Source organism: Stenotrophomonas sp., from assembly GCF_032099025.1.
Taxonomy (GTDB): Bacteria; Pseudomonadota; Gammaproteobacteria; order Xanthomonadales; family Xanthomonadaceae; genus Stenotrophomonas.
Window position 1 is genome coordinate 176,430 of record NZ_DAMCID010000002.1, and the last position, 14,305, is coordinate 190,734.

A 14,305-nucleotide genomic window follows, 5' to 3' on the forward strand; every position below is an offset into this window, starting at 1 on the left:
CTGCAGAGCGTGCCGTCGCGATCTCCACGCATTCTGCGATGTTGAGCACACAACGTGAGAGCGCGCACGCACTTAGGACTATTACCAGGGAATGATGCGGCGCCGGGTTGGATGATTGCCCTCCCCGGCGCGCCGTATGCATGAGGTACTTCCATTGCTCAACTTGCCATCCAGGTTCGCCCTTCTTGCCGTGGCGCTGCAGTGTTTCGGTTATCCAGCGCACGCAGTGGACGGAGTCGCGTCTCCCTACCTTGCCACCGAGTCGACATTGATTGAACACGATGCCATCTCAGGTGACAGGTCCATCGAAATGCTTGAAGACGGTGTGCGCTTCGCGAAGGCGCTTGAGAACATGAGGCGCGATCAGAAGACAAGCCTGCAGGCGCAGCAGCTCGCGAGGCATCATCGAAATGTGCTGGTGCGTGTCGTGAGGGAGGAAGGCGTTGTCGAGGATCTGACCTGCGGCCTGCGCCTGTGCATGGGCTCGGTTACATCGCCCTCGCAGTCGAGCCACGACGTTTGGAATCGTCGCCTGGTCAATGACCCTGCCGCTCGCAGATACGGCGCCGTCCACCGCGTTGAACCTCTCGGCGATCAATATCAACACCGGTTCGTGTTCTCAGCCGATCCTGCTGTGGCGGCGATCTTCATGCGCGAGTAGGCCGCAGGACGCGGCATCCCCTATGGCAAGAATACTGACGAATCCCCCAGTACTTTTTCGGTCATGCCAGCCCGCGTTCAGCGCAATACTTCAGCCATTCACAGACTGCCACGGTGTGCCATGGGAATCCGCGAACGAGCTGGTCTGCTGTGCGCCGTACTGGTTCTGGGAATCGCCGGCTGCAAGCGCACCCCCACACCGGAACCGGCGCCCGCCAGCGCACCCGCCCCCGCAATGGCCGCTCCGGCCCCTACGGTTGCGGCGCCCAGTGAGCAGGACATCAGCGATGCCTACATCTATCTGCTGGGGCGGTTGCTGGTGCTGAGGCAGGAGCAGCTGGACTTCCAGAAGGAAGGCTTCCAGTGGAACCAGATCGTGCACCGCGACGTGGGCGGCGTGGCGTGGGCCAATCCCAACCTGGATGTGGCCTACAGTGAGGTCTGGGTGGCGGTGGACGAGAACAGCTGCACCGTCTTCAGCGTGCCGCCGATGGGCGACCGCTACTACACGGTGCAGTTCCTCAATGGGTGGGGCGAAACCGTGGCCAACATCAATGAACGCAGCTTCCCGCAGCACCCGCACGGCGATTTCTGGGTGTGCCTGAAGGGCGCCACGGTGGACGTGCCTGCCGACGCGGTGCGCATCGATCTGCCGGGCCGCACCTCGCGCGTGCTCGCGCGGGTGGAACTGGGCGCGGACCCGAAGCAGGCGCTTGCGCTGCAGCACCGGATTTCAGTGAAGACCTCCGGCACCCCGAAGATCGATCCGGTGCCGGCAACACCGGTGTTCACCAATGACAAACTGCCCGGCGTTGAAGCGTTCGATTCGGCAACCGTGGCACTGGACAGCGAACCGGACATCAACCCGGGCATGGACGTGCTGCAGGCCAAGGTGCGGGCCGTGGTGAAGGCCATCGCCGACCCGGCCGAGCGCGCGCGGGTGGACAGCGTGGTGCGGCAGCAGGCCATCCCCACCTTCGAGAAGTCATTCGCTACCGCCGGCGAGCGGCGCAACGGCTGGAACCGCGGTGACAAGGACACCGGCAAGTACGGGAGCAACTTCCGCAACCGCAGCCTGGTCGACATGGTCGGGATCTGGGCCAACAGCACCGATGAGGTGGTCTACTTCAAGACCGACAGCGACGGTACGGGAAAGAAGCTGGATGGCGGCAACAGCTACACGCTGACCTTCCCGAAGGGCGAGCTGCCTGCCGACCACGTGAAGTATTTCTGGTCGGTAATCGCGGTGGACTCCAAGGAGTTCCGCGTGATCCCCAATCCGAAGAACCGCTTCCTGATCAACAAGCAATCGGCACTGGAGTACGGCAAGGACGGTTCGCTCACCCTGTATTTCGCCAACGCCAAGCCGCAGGGCGCGCCCGATGGCAACTGGCTGCCCACGCCGAAGGGGCAGAACTACAATCTCACCTTCCGCACCTATGGGCCTGACCAGGCGATCCTGGACGGCCGCTGGTTCCCGCCGCCGATGGTGCAGGTGAACTGAGCGCCGAGGCGACGCCGGATCACACGCATCGCTAACACGATCTAACAGCCTATAACTGGACCCTTTACGCTGCGCCCTCCATCCTGATGCATTCCTGAGGCGCCGAATAGGGAGACAGGATCGGCGCACCCGGCCGTGCGGCCTATTCCGCAGCCAAATGGGGCGTCGAGGGCTTTTCAGAGTCACTGGCCCGGGAGATGTCGCTGGTCGGGGTGCGGGTCACGGTGGTCGAGCCTGGTGGCTTCGGTACCGATTTTGCGGGTGCGTCGACCCGCTTGAACGAAGGACGTCCCGAATATGATGCGGTAGTGGGTGCCAGTGCGCGTGCGCAGCGTGCCTATGAAGGGCGCCAGCCCGGTGATCCCGCGCGGGCTGGCCAGGTCATCCTGAAGCTGGCCGCCATGCAGCGGCCCCCTTTTCGCCTGGCACTCGGCAGTGACGCCGTGGAACACATCGCCAGCGCCGACCGTGACCGCCTGGCCGCGCTCGAGCAATGGCGCACGCTCAGCGTGTCGACCGATTTCCCGCCAACAACGTGACGCCTCACAGGTAGGGCAAGCTCCTGCGCGGCTCTACAGCAGTCATCGTAGCGCCCGCCGGGCGGGGCACTCATCCGGATCGAACAGCCCGAAGGTGCGCATGATTTCGAGATTGGTGAGGGCCCCGCGGTATCCCTGTGCGGCTGCCTCGCAGTACCAGGCGATGCCCGCGTCTTCGTCCTTGGACACGCCGATTCCGGTGGAATAGAGGTATCCCAGCCGCGTCTGCGCGGGCGCGTACCCCGCCGTGGCTGCCTGGCGGTACCAGTTGAACGACGTCGCCTCGTCCTTCTGCACCCCGATCCCTTTGCCATAGATGTCGCCGAGCCTGGTCTGCGCCTGGGTGTCGCCGCCCTCGGCGGCCGCTATCAGATCTTCCACGGGGCCGAAGGCTCCGGGGCTTTGGGCCTCGGTGCACCAAACTTCGTGTTCCCCACGATACAGGCACAGCGCCATGCGTGACTGACTGACGCCGAGTTGCGATCTGTCCTGCAGCGCTGCCTTGCCGTACCACCGCTTGGCTTCATCATCGTCTTTGGTGAGACCTGCGCCGCCCCGTTGATACAGGCTGGCAAGGTTGTGCTGCCCGGCAGCAGATCCCTGCTCGGCCGCCTTGCGCAGCCAGACCAGGGCCTGGGCGTTGTCTTCTTCCACGCCTTGGCCATTGAGATACATCATGCCCAGATCGGACTGTGCAATCACTTCGCCCTGCTCTGCCGCCTTGCGCACCCAGACGATGGCCTGGGCTTCGTCCTTGGGCACGCCGATTCCGCGCAGGTACAGCGCGCCCAGTTCCGATTGGGCAGGGCCGTAGCCCTGGTCAGCCGCCTTGCGATACCAGGCAGCTGCCTTCGCCGCATCTCTGCCGACACCGGCACCGTTGAGATACAGATTGGCCAGCTGGTACTCCGCTTTCGCATCACCGGCTTTTGCAGCAGTCTGCACGCGTTTCAGCGAGGCCGCCTCGTCATCGCCGAGCGCATGGGCGCTGCAGGCGAACACCGCCATACCGATGAACAGCACCACGCGACCCAAGGTCCCGATCACGCCTTCCATGGACTTTTTCACTCGTCATCATCTCCAGATGTTCTGGTGGAGATGATATCGGGTCCGCCGCTAATCCACGAACACCTTGGCCCAGTCATCGCGTACGCTGACCAGCGGCCAGCCACGCTCCTTCGCCAGCGCCACCGACTTCTGGGCGCCGGACGTATAGGCGATGTCGCGCTCGTGGTCGTCATGGGTGACCAGCAGCGCCAGCGAGGCGCCCTCGCCCTGGGTGGCGAACTGCAGCATCTGGATGTCGCCATTGGAGTTGCCGGCGGCGAAGATCGGCCGCGCGCCAATCCGGCTCCAGATCCGCACCACCTTGTTGGGGCCATCGTCGAACACGTCCAGTTTCGAGGTGTGCACCACCTTGCCGATGCCGTCTTCCTCCCGGTATTCCAGCAGGACGGTGGTACCGACCACGCGCTCGGGCGGAATTCCGTACAGCTCGTGGGTGATGGGTCGCATGAAATCGCGCCCGCCACCGGACACGATGTAGTTGGTGAACTGGTTGGCCTCCAGGTAGTGCAGCAGCTCGCGCATGGGCGCATACGCGGTCTTGAGGTAGGGCCGTTTCAGTACCGGATTCTGCTCGCTGCGCAGGAAGTGTTCGGCCTTCTTTGCGAATTCGCCGACCTCATCATCCACGTAGGCCGACAGCAGGCCGGCGGCCATCTGCTTCAGTTCGGTGTCATCGCCTTCGTAGTGCTTGGTGATCACATCGCCGAGCCAGCCCTGGTCGCGGCCATGCACCGCCTTCCACGGCTGCTTATCGCGCAGGGTGGGATCTGCGTCGGCCTGTTCGGCGATCCGGCGAAGCAGGAAATCGGCCTGGATGGGCATGGGCTTTTCGCACCAGAGGCAGCCATCGTTGTCGAACACCGCGATGCGGGCGGCCGGCGCGACGTAGTCCGGGCCGCCTTCCAGTGTGACCCGCGCCACGAACGAGATGATGGCCTGGCGGGTGGCACCGGCGTTCCAGCTTTTGAGCAGCCCTTCCTGCATGATCCGATCTCCGCGCGGTACAGCGTCAGCGGAAATGCTAGCCCGATCATCCGCATCGGACCTGCGCAGAATCACTGTAGATCACGCAGTAGTTGTACTGGCCCACCCGCGATCCTGCCGCGCGTAGAGCCACGCCGCGCGTGGAGTCGCGGTGCCGGAACGAAGCGCAGCCACGCAGGGCGTGGCGCTACGGTCGTCGGCGGATCAAGCGCCCGCCGGCAGCGCCACACCCTTCGGCCACAACAACCAGATATTGCCCTTCTGCTTCATGTCGCCGGCCAGCTTGCCGGCTGCGTCGCCGGTGCCCCAGTACAGGTCGGCGCGTACTTCGCCTGTGATCGCGCCGCCGGTGTCCTGTGCGGCTACCGGGCGCACCACCGGCGTGCCATCCGGGCGCGTGGTGGACAACCACAGCAGGCTGCCCAGCGGAACAACGGTGCGATCCACGGCGACGCTGTAGCCGGCGGTGAGTGGAACGTTCAACGAGCCGCGCGGGCCTTCGTCGCCATCCGGCCCCTTGGTGAAGAACACATAGCTGGGGTTGCTGGCCAGCAGCTCGGTCACGCGCTGCGGATGCGCGTCGGCCCAGGCGCGGATGGCGTCCATGGTGACGTCTTCCTTCTTCAGCTCGCCCTGCGCCACCAGCCAGCGGCCGATCGGACGGTAGGGGTGGCCGTTCTGGTCGGCATAGGCGATGCGCAGCTGGCGGCCATCGGCGAGGCGGATGCGACCGGAGCCCTGGATCTGCAGGAACTGCAGGTCCATGGGGTGGCTGAGCCAGGCGAGGATGGGCGCGTTGACGCCCTTGGCGGTGATCGTTGCGGCGGCATCGTAGGGGCGCAACACGCGGCCTTCCACGCGGCCGCGCAGGCGCTTGCCCTTGAGTTCGGGGTACAGGTCATCGAGCTGCACGCTGACCATGTCGGCGGGTACGCCGTAGACCGGTACCGTGGCCTTCGCCGTGCGGGTGAGGCTGCCGGAGTACACCGGCTCGTAGTAGCCGGTGATCAGACCGTCGGCGCGGTGGCCGCCGGCACGCAGGGCGTAGACGTCGAGGCGCTCCTGCAGGAACTGGCGGATGGCGGCGGGGGTGAGGGCGAGGGTGGCGGCGGCGGCGCAGGTGGGCGCCCAGGTGGCGTCGCTCTTCAGGCGCGGGCAGGCGCTGCGCCAGGCGCTGAAGCCGGCCTGCAGGTCGCTGTCGCTGACGGTGGGGAGGGCATTCCAGTCGGCTTTGGCGTAGGTGGTGAGGCTGGCGGTGGGCGCGTCTGGCTTCGGCGTGCTGACGCTGCACGCGGTGAGGACGATCAGGCTCAGCAGGGTCAAGGCGGGGTGCTTGAGTGCAGGGGTGATGCGCTTGGCCGTCATGGGTGCTCTTCTGGGCGGTATCGAGGGTTGATTGTAGGTCGCGGTTGCTGAAGCAGCGGACTAACAGTCCGCTCTACCCAGTCGGGTGCGAGCCGTCGAGTGCGAGCCATTTGGTGCGATCCGTCGGGTGCGAGCCATTTGATGCCGGCCGTCGGGTGCGAGCAGTTTGGTGCCAGCCGTCGAGTGCGAGCCATTTGGTGCGAGCCGTCGGTGCAGGCCGCCGGTTGCGAAACGTTCGTCACCGGCCGTTCGTTGCGGGCCATTGGTGGCAGCCGTCGCGTGAACCCGAGGTCATGTCTCGTCGGTGGCGCCCGTTCAGCGCGCCTGTTGCAGCAGCGAGTGCAGGATGCGGGCGTCTTCGGCGTCGAGAGTTGGCGGGAGATCGTCGCGGGCGCGGAAGCGGCGATGGAAGGCGCCGGCGGCGGCCGCGCGGTCGTTGAGCGGGTAGCCGAAGGCCTGGAGCGCCAGCCACGGGTCGAAGCCTGGCGGGGCCGGGCCGTCGCTGGCGCGCGGCCAGACGCCGAAGCCCGCCTCGGCCAGCTGCTGCCACGGGAAGTAGCGGCTGGGGTCCTGCTTGCGCGCGGGCGCGAGGTCGGCGTGCGCGATGATCCGGGTGCGTGGGATGTTCAGGCGGGTGCAGAGATCGTCGAGCAGGCGGATCAGGGCGGCGATCTGATCGGGAGCGAACGGGCTGTTGCCGTCATTGTCGATCTCGATGCCGATGGAGGTGGAGTTGAGGTCGGTGATCGTGCCCCAGCGGCCGCCACCGGCATGCCAGGCGCGGCGGTTGTCGGCGACGAGCTGGTAGATGTGGCCATCCGAGCCGACCAGGTAATGCGAGCTCACCTTGCCGCCGCTGTTGGCGGTCCGCAGGGTGTGCAGGCTCTGCTGCACGTTGTCCTGGTCGGTGTGGTGCAGAACGATGATGACCGGGCTGCGTGCGTTGTGGTTCGGCGAGGGCACCCAGGTGGCGAGCGGGCTGCGCACGTCGGTGCTGGCGCAGGCGGCGAGCAGGAGGGTGGCGAGCAGCACGAGCGGGGGGTGGATTCGGCGCATGGGGGGATTGTGGCCGATCGGGGCGCGGGGTGCGAACGCAAAAAAATGGCCGGCGAACCTTGCGGTTGCCGGCCAATTACTACGCTCTCTCTCGTTTCTTGTTGGTGGGGCTGCCGACTAACAGTCGGCACTACCGTCTATCCGTTGCCGACTAACAGTCGGCACTACAGGTCCGCATTGCAGGTCGGCGTTGCTGCATCAGGCCTCGTATGCGGATTCGCCGTGCGAGGTGACATCCAGGCCGGTACGCTCGGCTTCCTCGGTCACGCGCAGGCCGAAGACCAGGCGCACCACCAGCAGGATCGCGACGGTGACGACCGCGCACCAGACGATGGTGAAGCCCACGCTGACCAGCTGTACCCAGACCTGGTGGCCGATATCGAGGTCGGCCTTGGTGCCGCCCAGCGACTGCGCGCTGAACACGCCGGTGAGCAGCGCGCCGACGATACCGCCGACACCATGCACGCCGAACACGTCGGCGGTGTCATCCACCTTGAGCAGGCGCTTGAGGCCGGTAACGCCCCACACGCAGACCACGCCGGTGACCAGGCCGATCACGATGGCGCCCAACGGGCCGACCGTGCCGCACGCGGGGGTGATGCCGACAAGGCCGGCCACCGCGCCGGACGCTGCGCCGAGGGCGGACGGCTTGCCCTTGCTGACCGCTTCCACCAAGGTCCAGCCCAGCACCGCAGCCGCGGTGGCGAGGATGGTGTTGATGAAGGCCAGCGAGGCAACGGTGTCGGCCGCGGCGGCCGAACCGGCGTTGAAGCCGAACCAGCCCACCCACAGCAACATCGCGCCGATGTAGGTGAACGGTACGTTGTGCGGCTTGAGTGCGGTCTGGCCGTAGCCGATGCGCTTGCCGACGAAGTACGCCGCCACCAGGCCGGCCACACCCGCATTGATGTGCACCACGGTGCCACCGGCGAAGTCGATCGCGCCCATCGCACCCAGATAACCGCCACCCCAGACGATGTGCGCCATCGGGATGTAGCTCAACGTGAACCACAGGGCCGAGAACAGCAGCACGGCCTTGAACTTGATGCGCTCGGCGAACGCACCGACGATCAGCGCGGTGGTGATGCCGGCGAAGGTGGACTGGAAGGCCACGAACAGGTAATCCGGCAGGCCCTTGATCGGGGTGTTGCCGACCGAGTCGGGGGCGAAGCCCTTGAGGAAGGCGAATTCGGTGAACGAGCCGAAGAAGGCGTTGCCTTCACTGAACACCGCGCTGTAGCCATAGGCTACCCACAGCATCAGCACCAGCGAGAACACCACCAGGATCTGGCTGAGAATGGACAGCACGTTCTTGGAGCGCACCAGGCCGCCATAGAACAGCGCCAGGCCCGGCACCACCATCAACAGCACCAGCAGGGTGGAGGTGAGCATCCAGGCCACGTCACCGTGGTCGAAGCTGGGGGCTGCAGCGGCGGCTTCAACGGCGGCTGCCGGTGCGGCATCTGGAGCGGGCAACGGTTCGACGGCCACGCTTTCGGTGGGTGCGGGGGTGACCTGGGCCTGCGCGTGCGCCGTGCCGGAGAAGGCGCCAACGGCGAGGGCGCTGATCAGCATCAACAGGCACACAGCGTGGAACCGGGCTTGCCACCCGGTGAACAAGGAAGTCTTCATTGTGGGCTCCGAGTGAGAGTTAGAGCGCGTCCGCGCCGATTTCGCCGGTGCGGATGCGGACGACCTGTTCGACCGCGGTGACGAAGATCTTGCCGTCACCGATCTTGCCGGTGCCGGCCGCGGTCTGGATCGCTTCGACCACGGCATCCAGGCGGTCGTCGGTGACCACGGTTTCAATCTTGATCTTCGGCAGGAAGTCCACGACGTACTCCGCGCCGCGGTACAACTCGGTGTGACCCTTCTGGCGACCGAAACCCTTGACCTCGGTCACGGTGATGCCCGACACGCCCGCATCGGAGAGGGCCTCGCGGACCTCGTCGAGCTTGAACGGTCGGATGATGGCGGAGATCAGTTTCATGCGCATATCCCGATGGTGGATGGAACCGGCCTGCGCTGGCAGGCCGATGTCAGGTCAACCGGCGGCCACTTGCACATGGCCGCCGGTCGTTGCGCCGGACGTTGCATGGACCACGCCGTTGCCGATACCCGTAAGGGCGGCGGCAGCGGTGACGCGGGAGGGAGGAAGGCCCATGCTGCGCGTCCGGTCTCTCTTGCCCCTGGTGTTGGTTTACTCGGTTTTACCCGGTCGGTTCTACCGTCTTGCGGTTCGGCTCCCCAGCCGTCGCGCGTTGGTGAAGCGGTGACGATGACGAAGGTGGGAGGGAAGTCCTTCGGCATCGTCACCTGTTGCTCAGTTGGCGTAGTACATCTGGTATTCGAGCGGGTGGGTGGCGGCGCGGAAGCGGGTCACTTCCTGCATCTTCAGCGCGATATAGCCATCGATGAAGTCGTCGCTCATCACGCCACCGGCCTTGAGGAACTCGCGGTCCTTGTCCAGCGCTTCCAGGGCCTGGTCGAGCGAGGAGCAGACCTGCGGGATCAGCTTCTCTTCTTCCGGCGGCAGGTCGTACAGATCCTTGTCGCTCGGTTCGCCCGGGTCGATCTGGTTCTTGATGCCGTCCAGGCCGGCCATCATCAGCACGGTGAAGGTCAGGTAGCCGGACTGGATCGGATCGGGGAAGCGCATTTCAATGCGGCGCGCCTTCGGGTTGGACACCCACGGAATGCGGCACGAGGCCGAACGGTTGCGGGCCGAATAGGCCAGCATCACCGGGGCTTCGAAGCCCGGCACCAGGCGCTTGTAGCTGTTGGTGCCGGAATTGGCGAAGGCGTTGATCGCCTTGGCGTGCTTGAAGATGCCGCCGATGTACCACAGCGCCAGCTGGCTCAGGCCGCCGTAGCCGTCACCGGAGAACAGGTTGGTGCCGCCCTTGGACAGGGACTGGTGCACGTGCATGCCGCTGCCGTTGTCGCCGACGATCGGCTTGGGCATGAAGGTGGCGGTCTTGCCGTTGCGGTGGGCCACGTTCTTGATGACGTGCTTCATGCGCAGCAGTTCGTCGGCCTTCTGCACCAGGGTGCTGAACTTGGTGCCGATTTCGCACTGGCCGGCGGTGGCCACTTCGTGGTGCTGCACTTCGACTTCGATGCCGACCTGTTCCAGCGTCTTGCACATTTCAGCGCGCAGGTCGTGCAGCGAATCGGTCGGCGGAACGGGGAAGTAACCCCCCTTCACTGCCGGACGGTAACCGCTGTTGGCACCGCCGAACTTGTCGCCGGTGCTCCAGGCCGCTTCTTCGGAGTCGATCTTGAAGAAGGTGTTGCCCATGTCGTTGGCGAAGCGGACCGAGTCGAAGATGAAGAACTCCGGCTCCGGACCGAAGAAGGCCTGCTCGGCAATGCCGGAGGACTTCAGGTAGGCCTCGGCGCGCTTGGCGATGCCGCGCGGGCAGCGGCCGTACGGCTGCATGGTGGCCGGGTCAAGGATGTCGCAGCTGATGACCAGGGTCGGGTCGGCGTAGAACGGGTCGACGTACGCGCTGGACGGATCCGGCAGCAGGACCATGTCGGACTCGTTGATGCCCTTCCAGCCGGCGATCGAGCTGCCGTCGAACATCTTGCCTTCTTCAAACAGGGACGGTTCCACGATGCTGACCGGGAAGGTGACGTGCTGCTCGATACCGCGCATGTCGACAAAGCGCAGGTCGATGAATTCGATCTGGTTGTCCTTGATCAGCTTCTCAACGTTTTCCACAGACATCGGTGAAACCTCAGATGGGTGATTGCCTGTGTGGATAGAGCAATCCCCGTGCCAACTTTCCGGACCGCACAAGTGGTTGATTTCACACGGTGTGCACCCGGATGGACGCTGAACGCTGCGCACCATTGCGGTGCAAGGGCCGCACCATGCACACATTTGGTGCGGCGTCTGATGTTTTATGCTTCGTCACGCACGCAGCCGGGCCGGGCCCGGCTGTACCCCTTTATTTTCGAGCAACCGCCCGCCGATGTCCGATCTGTTCTCTGCCCTGTTGTTGGGCATTCTTGAAGGCCTCACCGAATTCCTTCCGATTTCCAGTACCGGTCACCTGCTGATCGCCCAGCACTGGCTGGGCGCGCGGTCGGACTTCTTCAACATCGTGATCCAGGCCGGCGCGATCCTGGCCATCACCCTGGTGTTCCGCCAGCGCCTGTGGACGCTGGCCACCGGCCTGCAGGACCGGGCCAACCGCGATTACGTGCTCAAGCTGGGCACCGCGTTCCTGGTGACGGCAGTGGTCGGCCTGCCCGTGCGCCTGGCCGGCTGGGAGCTGCCGGAGACGGTAACCCCGGTGGCCTGGGCGCTGATCATCGGCGGCATCTGGATGATCCTGGTGGAAGCGCGCGCCGCGCGCCTGCCCGACCGCGACGAGGTGACCTGGAAGGTGGCCGTGCTGGTCGGCCTGGCGCAGGTGGTGGCCGGCGTGTTCCCCGGCACCTCGCGCTCGGCCGCGGCGATCTTCATTGCCATGCTGTTCGGCCTGAGCCGGCGCGCGGCGGCGACTGAATTCGTGTTCCTGGTGGGCATTCCCACCATGTTCGCGGCCAGTGCGTACGCGTTCCTGGAACTGGCCAAGGACGGCAAACTTGCCAGCGAGAACTGGACCGATGTGGGCGTGGCGTTCGTTGCCGCGGTCATCACCGGCTTCGTCGTAGTGAAGTGGTTGCTGGGCTACATCAAGGCCCACCGCTTCACCGCCTTCGCGTTCTACCGGATCGCACTCGGCGCGGGCCTGCTGCTGTTCCTGCCTGCCGGCAACTGAAACTGAAAAAGGAGATATCCATGAAACGTACCCGCAACCTGATGCTGATCCTGCCGCTGGCCGTGCTGGCCGCGTGCAGCAACCCGTCCACGGAGGCCCCGGCCGTGTCCGGCCGCGACGACCTCGCCCCGGCGCCGACGGCGGCTGCCGACCAGAAGGCAGTGGCGCAGCTGGATGCGCAGCGCCTGCAGGGCAACCACTGGGTGCTCGACAGCGCCACTGATGCCAGCGGCAAGCGTATCGATGCGCTGTTCGCGCGCGCCGACAAGCCGGTCACGCTGGACTTCATCGACGGCCGCCTGGCGGTCAGCAACACCTGCAACCGGATGGGAGGCGGCTATACCCTGGCCGACGGCAGCCTGACCGTTTCGCCGATGGCCTCGACCATGATGGCCTGCACGGACAAGGCGCTGATGGCACTGGACCAGGCGGTGGGCTCACGCCTGGAAGGCGCATCGAAGACCGAACTGGGCGGCGAAGGCCAGCTGACCCTGCGCACCGCCAGCGGCGACGTGCTGGTGTTCAACCCGCAGGCGACCGCCGAGACCCGCTTCGGCGGTCCGGGTGAGACGGTGTTCATCGAGGTGGCCGCGCAGACCAAGCCGTGCCCGCACCCGATGATCCGCGACAAGCAGTGCCTGCAGACCCGTGAGATCCAGTTCGACGACAAGGGCCTGAAGCAGGGCACGCCGGGGGCGTTCGAAAACTTCTACGACGTCATCGAGGGCTATACCCACGAAGCCGGCACGCGCAACGTGCTGCGGGTGAAGCGCTTCAACGTCGCCAACCCGCCGGCCGACGGTTCGTCGAAGGCGTATGTGCTGGACATGGTGGTGGAGTCGGAAACGGTCAAACCGTAACTTCTGAAGGGCAGCCTGCGGCTGCCCTTCTTCGTTGCAATGCAAGCACGCCAAGGAGACAGGCATGAGGCGCCCGTACATTTTTCCGCTGTGCCTGATCGTGCTGCTGACCGCGTTCCAGAACGCTGCAGTGGCCAGCACTGCTCCCACTCATGCACATCTCGAAGCGTATGTCTGGCATCTGTCCGAGGCGACGGATGCGCGTGGCGAACGTATTGATGCGCTGTTCGTGGAGGGCCGCCCCCCGCTGGCCGTACGGTTCACGCAGGGCCAGCTGGGCGTGTTGAATCTCTGCAACGCCATGGGTGCTGGCTACCGCCTGCAGGGCAGCCATCTCTTCGTCGTACAGGGAGAGCGAACCGTCGTCGGCTGCAGGGACGAGGTAGCCGAGCAGGAGAGCCGGGCCATTGCCCTGATCACCCACTCTTCGTCGGCAACGCTGACGCAGGCCGACGACGGAGCGCTGGCCTGGCGCACGGCACATGGGGAGGTGCTGGTATTCCTTCCGGAGCCAACACCGGAGACACGCTATGGGAGCCCTGGGGAGACGTTGTACCTGGAGTTGGCATCGCGCACCGCGCCCTGTGCATCGCCCACGGGCGCGCAGTGCCTGCAGGTTCGGGAAGTGCACTACGGCAGCAACGGCAGCATGCTGGCAAGCGAAGGTGAGTTCGTGAGCGTGCCCTGGCAGATCGAGGGTTTCAGCCACGAGGACGGCCTGAGCAACGTACTGCTCGTGAAACGGTTCGCGATCAGTGGGCCGAAGCCCTCCTGGGCATACGTCTCCAAGGGCGCGCTCCGGACCACCCGCGAACGCGCGGAGGAATGACCCAACGGGTGCCTGCGCAAGCGGGCACCCCGGGTCGGGCGGCGCCGCCGATCAGCGCAACGCCGCGTTGAGCGTATACGTCCCGTGCAGCGCCGCTTCGGCGAGCACGTGGCCGTGCATGGCCCTGTGCACGTCGGCGGCGGTGAACGGGGTGGGCAGGTCCAGCGTGGCCACGTCCAGCGCAAACAGGCGGAAGAAGTAACGGTGCACGCGCTCGTCGTTGAACGGCGGGTACGGGCCGTCATAGCCCAGGTACTGCCCGGCCATGTCCGGGTTGCCGGCGAACCAGCCGGTGAAGTCGTTCAGGCCCTGGCGTGCACCGGCCGGACCGGCCGGCTGCGGCTTGCCCTTCACGGTGAAGCCCTCGCTGCAGCTGCCTTCGGCAATTCCGCGCAGATCGGCGGGAATGTCGGCCATTGCCCAATGGACGAAGTCGGCACGCGGCTGGTCGCGGGGCACGCTGCGGTCGTGGCGGCCCACCGTCTCGGGCACGGTGGGCACGTCCGGGTCGACGCACAGGAGCGCGAAGGAACGGGTGCCGTCGGGCACCTCGCTCCACGCCAGCGGCGGGTTGCGGTTGGCGGCGAAGCCGTCCGCGTCGCCGGCCGCGAAGGTGCTGGCAATGGGTTCGCCGTTCGTAAGGCGGGTACTGCTCAACTTCATGA

The 14,305-nt window shown here is 65.7% G+C and carries 14 protein-coding genes; 6 read left to right on the top strand and 8 right to left on the bottom strand.

Translation table 11 applies throughout. The features are described 5' to 3' along the window. Window positions 1–136: 136 nt before the first annotated feature. The 3 genes from RT456_RS03015 to RT456_RS03025 all read left to right on the top strand — a co-directional run bounded on the left by RT456_RS03015 (window position 137) and on the right by RT456_RS03025 (window position 2,703). Window positions 137–661, top strand: coding sequence for a hypothetical protein (locus tag RT456_RS03015; RefSeq protein ID WP_313342296.1), 525 nt, complete (start codon window positions 137–139; stop codon window positions 659–661). A 234-nt stretch (window positions 662–895) separates the two neighbouring features. Beyond that, window positions 896–2,164 (top strand): DUF1214 domain-containing protein, encoded by a 1,269-nt coding sequence (locus RT456_RS03020; RefSeq protein ID WP_313342299.1) that lies wholly within the window; start codon window positions 896–898, stop codon window positions 2,162–2,164. A gap of 119 nt (window positions 2,165–2,283) precedes the next feature. Next, entirely contained in the window at window positions 2,284–2,703 is a 420-nt protein-coding gene (locus tag RT456_RS03025) for an SDR family NAD(P)-dependent oxidoreductase (protein ID WP_313342464.1), read from the top strand. A 42-nt stretch (window positions 2,704–2,745) separates the two neighbouring features. Here the strand turns inward: RT456_RS03025 and RT456_RS03030 are convergent, their stop codons facing one another. From RT456_RS03030 to glnA, 7 genes are all read right to left on the bottom strand, one after another. Further along, window positions 2,746–3,759, bottom strand: a complete 1,014-nt coding sequence (locus RT456_RS03030; RefSeq protein ID WP_313342302.1) for a tetratricopeptide repeat protein — start codon at window positions 3,757–3,759, stop codon at window positions 2,746–2,748. A gap of 60 nt (window positions 3,760–3,819) precedes the next feature. Next, window positions 3,820–4,755 carry an HAD family hydrolase gene (locus tag RT456_RS03035; protein ID WP_313342305.1) on the bottom strand — a complete coding sequence of 312 codons (936 nt, stop codon included), beginning with the start codon at window positions 4,753–4,755 and terminating at the stop codon, window positions 3,820–3,822. A 204-nt stretch (window positions 4,756–4,959) separates the two neighbouring features. Continuing rightward, window positions 4,960–6,120, bottom strand: coding sequence for an MltA domain-containing protein (locus RT456_RS03040; protein WP_313342308.1), 1,161 nt, complete (start codon window positions 6,118–6,120; stop codon window positions 4,960–4,962). Between the two features lie 315 nt (window positions 6,121–6,435). Beyond that, on the bottom strand, window positions 6,436–7,176 hold the full coding sequence (locus tag RT456_RS03045; protein ID WP_313342311.1) for an N-acetylmuramoyl-L-alanine amidase: 741 nt from the start codon (window positions 7,174–7,176) through the stop codon (window positions 6,436–6,438). A 198-nt stretch (window positions 7,177–7,374) separates the two neighbouring features. After that, on the bottom strand, window positions 7,375–8,808 hold the full coding sequence (gene amt / locus RT456_RS03050) for an ammonium transporter (RefSeq protein ID WP_313342314.1): 1,434 nt from the start codon (window positions 8,806–8,808) through the stop codon (window positions 7,375–7,377). Window positions 8,809–8,827: 19 nt separating this feature from the next. Further along, a complete protein-coding gene (locus tag RT456_RS03055) occupies window positions 8,828–9,166 on the bottom strand; it encodes a P-II family nitrogen regulator (RefSeq protein ID WP_088434834.1) in 339 nt (112 codons plus the stop codon). A 333-nt stretch (window positions 9,167–9,499) separates the two neighbouring features. Further along, the gene (glnA, locus tag RT456_RS03060) at window positions 9,500–10,909 is read right to left on the bottom strand and encodes a type I glutamate--ammonia ligase (RefSeq protein WP_313342318.1); all 1,410 of its coding nucleotides are present in this window, start codon (window positions 10,907–10,909) and stop codon (window positions 9,500–9,502) included. A 247-nt stretch (window positions 10,910–11,156) separates the two neighbouring features. On the opposite strand from glnA, the gene RT456_RS03065 reads away from it, so the two are divergent. The 3 genes from RT456_RS03065 to RT456_RS03075 all read left to right on the top strand — a co-directional run bounded on the left by RT456_RS03065 (window position 11,157) and on the right by RT456_RS03075 (window position 13,640). Further along, window positions 11,157–11,951, top strand: coding sequence for an undecaprenyl-diphosphate phosphatase (locus RT456_RS03065; protein WP_313342321.1), 795 nt, complete (start codon window positions 11,157–11,159; stop codon window positions 11,949–11,951). Window positions 11,952–11,971: 20 nt separating this feature from the next. Beyond that, window positions 11,972–12,811: an META and DUF4377 domain-containing protein gene (locus RT456_RS03070; protein ID WP_313342324.1), complete on the top strand. Its 840-nt coding sequence runs from the start codon at window positions 11,972–11,974 to the stop codon at window positions 12,809–12,811. A 64-nt stretch (window positions 12,812–12,875) separates the two neighbouring features. Further along, window positions 12,876–13,640: a DUF4377 domain-containing protein gene (locus RT456_RS03075; RefSeq protein ID WP_313342326.1), complete on the top strand. Its 765-nt coding sequence runs from the start codon at window positions 12,876–12,878 to the stop codon at window positions 13,638–13,640. A 51-nt stretch (window positions 13,641–13,691) separates the two neighbouring features. Here RT456_RS03075 and RT456_RS03080 read toward each other — a convergent pair whose 3' ends face one another. Next, a complete protein-coding gene (locus RT456_RS03080) occupies window positions 13,692–14,303 on the bottom strand; it encodes a YbhB/YbcL family Raf kinase inhibitor-like protein (RefSeq protein ID WP_313342329.1) in 612 nt (203 codons plus the stop codon). Between the last annotated feature and the right edge of the window lie 2 nt (window positions 14,304–14,305).

Bases quoted from the DNA above. Each gene is read 5' to 3' on its own strand.
- RT456_RS03015 (WP_313342296.1), top strand. From the start codon at position 137: ATGCATGAGGTACTTCCATTGCTCAACTTGCCATCCAGGTTCGCCCTT.
- RT456_RS03080 (WP_313342329.1), bottom strand. From the start codon at position 14,303: ATGAAGTTGAGCAGTACCCGCCTTACGAACGGCGAACCCATTGCCAGC.
- RT456_RS03070 (WP_313342324.1), top strand. From the start codon at position 11,972: ATGAAACGTACCCGCAACCTGATGCTGATCCTGCCGCTGGCCGTGCTG.
- RT456_RS03045 (WP_313342311.1), bottom strand. From the start codon at position 7,176: ATGCGCCGAATCCACCCCCCGCTCGTGCTGCTCGCCACCCTCCTGCTC.
- RT456_RS03030 (WP_313342302.1), bottom strand. From the start codon at position 3,759: ATGGAAGGCGTGATCGGGACCTTGGGTCGCGTGGTGCTGTTCATCGGT.
- RT456_RS03075 (WP_313342326.1), top strand. From the start codon at position 12,876: ATGAGGCGCCCGTACATTTTTCCGCTGTGCCTGATCGTGCTGCTGACC.
- amt (WP_313342314.1), bottom strand. From the start codon at position 8,808: ATGAAGACTTCCTTGTTCACCGGGTGGCAAGCCCGGTTCCACGCTGTG.
- RT456_RS03035 (WP_313342305.1), bottom strand. From the start codon at position 4,755: ATGCAGGAAGGGCTGCTCAAAAGCTGGAACGCCGGTGCCACCCGCCAG.
- RT456_RS03055 (WP_088434834.1), bottom strand. From the start codon at position 9,166: ATGAAACTGATCTCCGCCATCATCCGACCGTTCAAGCTCGACGAGGTC.
- glnA (WP_313342318.1), bottom strand. From the start codon at position 10,909: ATGTCTGTGGAAAACGTTGAGAAGCTGATCAAGGACAACCAGATCGAA.
- RT456_RS03065 (WP_313342321.1), top strand. From the start codon at position 11,157: ATGTCCGATCTGTTCTCTGCCCTGTTGTTGGGCATTCTTGAAGGCCTC.
- RT456_RS03020 (WP_313342299.1), top strand. From the start codon at position 896: ATGGCCGCTCCGGCCCCTACGGTTGCGGCGCCCAGTGAGCAGGACATC.
- RT456_RS03040 (WP_313342308.1), bottom strand. From the start codon at position 6,120: ATGACGGCCAAGCGCATCACCCCTGCACTCAAGCACCCCGCCTTGACC.